This window comes from Rhodoluna sp., from assembly GCF_024641065.1.
In the GTDB taxonomy this organism is placed as follows: Bacteria; Actinomycetota; Actinomycetes; order Actinomycetales; family Microbacteriaceae; genus Rhodoluna.
This window is the reverse complement of the sequence record NZ_JAHEDV010000026.1, coordinates 1-2,929: the sequence shown is the minus strand read 5'-3', so window position 1 is coordinate 2,929 and position 2,929 is coordinate 1. Positions and strand designations below refer to the sequence as shown.

The following is a 2,929-nucleotide window of genomic DNA, read 5'->3' as shown; positions in this document are numbered from 1 at the left end:
ATGTCTGCCATAGTCTGGGCAACCAGCGGGCGGGCGCCGGTACGGCCAGAGCATAGGGTCTTTAGGCGGAGCAGCATCAGGGCACGAACTACCTCGCGCTCAACCGGCTCTCCCATTCCAGCGGCGTGGGAGCGAACCAGGGACTTCTGCAGCTGAACGCGGTCTTCGATGGCAATGTGGCGGTTGGCCAGGGCTCCGAATCCGGTAGAGATGCCGTAAACCGGGGTCTCGCCGTTGGCTAGCTTCTCAATGTGCTCACGGGTGGCAGCCATGCCGGCTAGGGCCTCGGCAGAGATCTCAACGCGAGCGTCGTGGCGGGCTACATCGATCACATCTTGCATGCTCATGCCTGCTGAGTTGATGGTGACGGTTCTCATTTTGTGATGGCCCTTCCGGCAATGTACGTATCGCTAATCAAATTTACTCCCGGACGGTAGGCCAGATGGATGTAGCTTGGTGCATCGATAACTGCAAAGTCTGCGCGCGCACCAACAGAAAGATGACCGATGTCGTCTCGGCGCAGCGCCTTAGCGCCCCCCATGGTTGCTGACCAAAGTGCCTCGGCTGGTGACACGTGCATTTCACGAACCGCAAGTGCAATGCAGAAGGCCATTGAAGTTGTGTAGCTGGAGCCCGGGTTGCAATCGGTTGCGAGTGCAACCGTTACTCCGGCGTCGATAAGTTTGCGTGCGTCTGGATAGCGGGACCTCGTTGAAAATTCAGCGCCAGGTAGAAGTGTTGCCACGGTGTTTGAGTTTGCCAGTGCGTCAATGTCTTGGTGAGTCAGATGTGTGCAGTGATCTGCCGATGCGCAATCAAGTTCTACAGCAAGTTGGATTGCACCAATGTTTTCTAGTTGGTTGGCGTGAATGCGTGGAGCAAGACCTGCTTTGATTCCGGCCTGCAATATTTCACGAGCTTGATCAACATTGAATGCACCGCGATCACAAAACACATCAATCCATTTTGCGTGCGGAGCTGCTGCGGTCAGCATTTGATTCTTTACGAGTTCAACGTATTCATCTGACTTATCTTTGAATTCCTGTGGCACAACGTGTGCTCCAAGAAAAGTTGTTTCGCTGGTGTGCTTTGCTGCAATAGCAAGTGAACGAGATTCAGTTTCAACATCAAGACCGTAACCGCTCTTGGTTTCGAAAGTTGTGATTCCACTCGCGTGCATCTCTGCAACTAGTCGCGAAAGATTTGCTTCAAGTTGTGCATCACTTGCTTCACGAGTTGCGGCAACAGTTGTTTTGATTCCACCGGCACTGTAAGCCTGACCCTGCATGCGTGCAGAAAATTCTTCGGCACGATCACCGGCAAACATAAGGTGCGCGTGTGAATCAACAAAGCCAGGAATTACAGTTTTGTTTTGCAGGTCAACTCGCGCATCTGCGGCAGGTGCAGCACTGGCTTCACCAATCCATGCGATCTTTCCTTCTTCAACAATCAACGCAGGGTTCGCGAAGTGTGCATCGGTGTTACTTACCAACGATGCAATGTTGTTGAAGAGCGTAGACACGTTACTCAGTATCGAGCATCGGCACGTGCACGTGCTTTTCGTGAGCAACGCGCTTGGCAATGTCGTAGCCAGAATCCACGTGACGAATCACGCCCATTCCTGGGTCATTAGTCAGCACGCGCTGCAGCTTCTCGGCCGCTAGATCAGAGCCATCGGCAACCGATACCTGACCCGCGTGAATAGAACGACCCATACCAACACCGCCACCGTGGTGCAGCGATACCCAGCTGGCGCCAGAGGCCACGTTCAACATGGCGTTCAGGATTGGCCAGTCCGCGATTGCGTCTGAGCCGTCGAGCATTGCTTCTGTCTCGCGGTAAGGCGATGCAACCGAACCGCAGTCAAGGTGGTCGCGACCAATCACAATCGGTGCGCTAACTTCGCCGCGTTTAACCAGGTCGTTGAAAACTGCTCCGGCCTTGTCGCGTTCGCCATAACCCAACCAGCAAATGCGTGCTGGCAAACCTTGGAACTGCACGCGCTCCTGCGCCATGTTTAGCCATCGGTGTAGGTGTTTGTTTTCTGGGAACAGTTCCATCATTGCTTGGTCTGTGCGGTAGATATCTTTTTTGTCGCCAGATAGTGCAACCCAACGGAACGGACCCTTGCCTTCGCAGAAGAGTGGGCGAATGTATGCCGGCACGAATCCAGGGAATGCGAACGGGCGATCGTAGCCACCCTTACGTGCTTCGTCGCGAATTGAGTTTCCGTAGTCAAAGACGATTGCGCCCTTATCCATGAATCCAACCATTGCTTCAACGTGCTTGGCCATTGCAGCTTGTGCGCGCTTGGTGAAGTCTTCCGGATTGCTTTCGCGTGCATCTTTTGCGTCGGCAAGATCCATTCCCTCTGGAATATAGTACAGCGGGTCGTGCGCAGAAGTTTGGTCAGTGATGATGTCAATTGGTACTTCGCGCTTTAGAAGCTCGGCAAAAACAGTTGCGGCGTTTCCAACGACACCAACCGACTTTGCAATGCGTGCGTTTTTGTATTTCACCGCAAGGTCAATTGCTTGGTCTAGGTTGTCGGCGATTTCATCTAGGTAGCGGTCGCGCACGCGCATCTCAAGTGAGCGGCGGTCAACGTCAACAATTAGACAAGTACCCTCGTTCATGGTTACTGCAAGAGGCTGTGCACCACCCATGCCACCGCAACCACCGGTGAGAGTTAGTGTGCCGGCGAGTGTGCCACCAAAAGATTGTTCGGCAACTGCGGCAAAAGTTTCGTAGGTACCCTGCAAAATTCCCTGGGTGCCAATGTAGATCCATGAGCCAGCAGTCATCTGCCCGTACATGGTTAGACCTAGGTGCTCGAGGCGGCGGAACTCTGGCCAGTTAGCCCAGTCGCCAACCAAGTTTGAGTTTGCAAGCAGCACGCGCGGTGCCCACTCGTGGGTGCGGAAAACAC

General features: G+C 53.9%; 3 protein-coding genes. All 3 read right to left on the bottom strand.

Features of this window, described 5'->3' with window-relative positions; all coding sequences use genetic code 11:
- A partial coding sequence (locus tag Q0L26_RS05755) for an aromatic amino acid lyase (RefSeq protein ID WP_296648614.1) occupies positions 1-377 on the bottom strand: 377 nt, incomplete at its 3' end.
- Entirely contained in the window at positions 374-1,522 is a 1,149-nt protein-coding gene (hutI, locus tag Q0L26_RS05750; RefSeq protein ID WP_296648612.1) for an imidazolonepropionase, read from the bottom strand. The genes Q0L26_RS05755 and hutI, both read right to left, overlap by 4 nt.
- Position 1,523: 1 nt before the next feature.
- Positions 1,524-2,929 (bottom strand): urocanate hydratase (gene hutU / locus Q0L26_RS05745; RefSeq protein ID WP_296648609.1); only part of this gene is annotated, 1,406 nt, incomplete at its 5' end.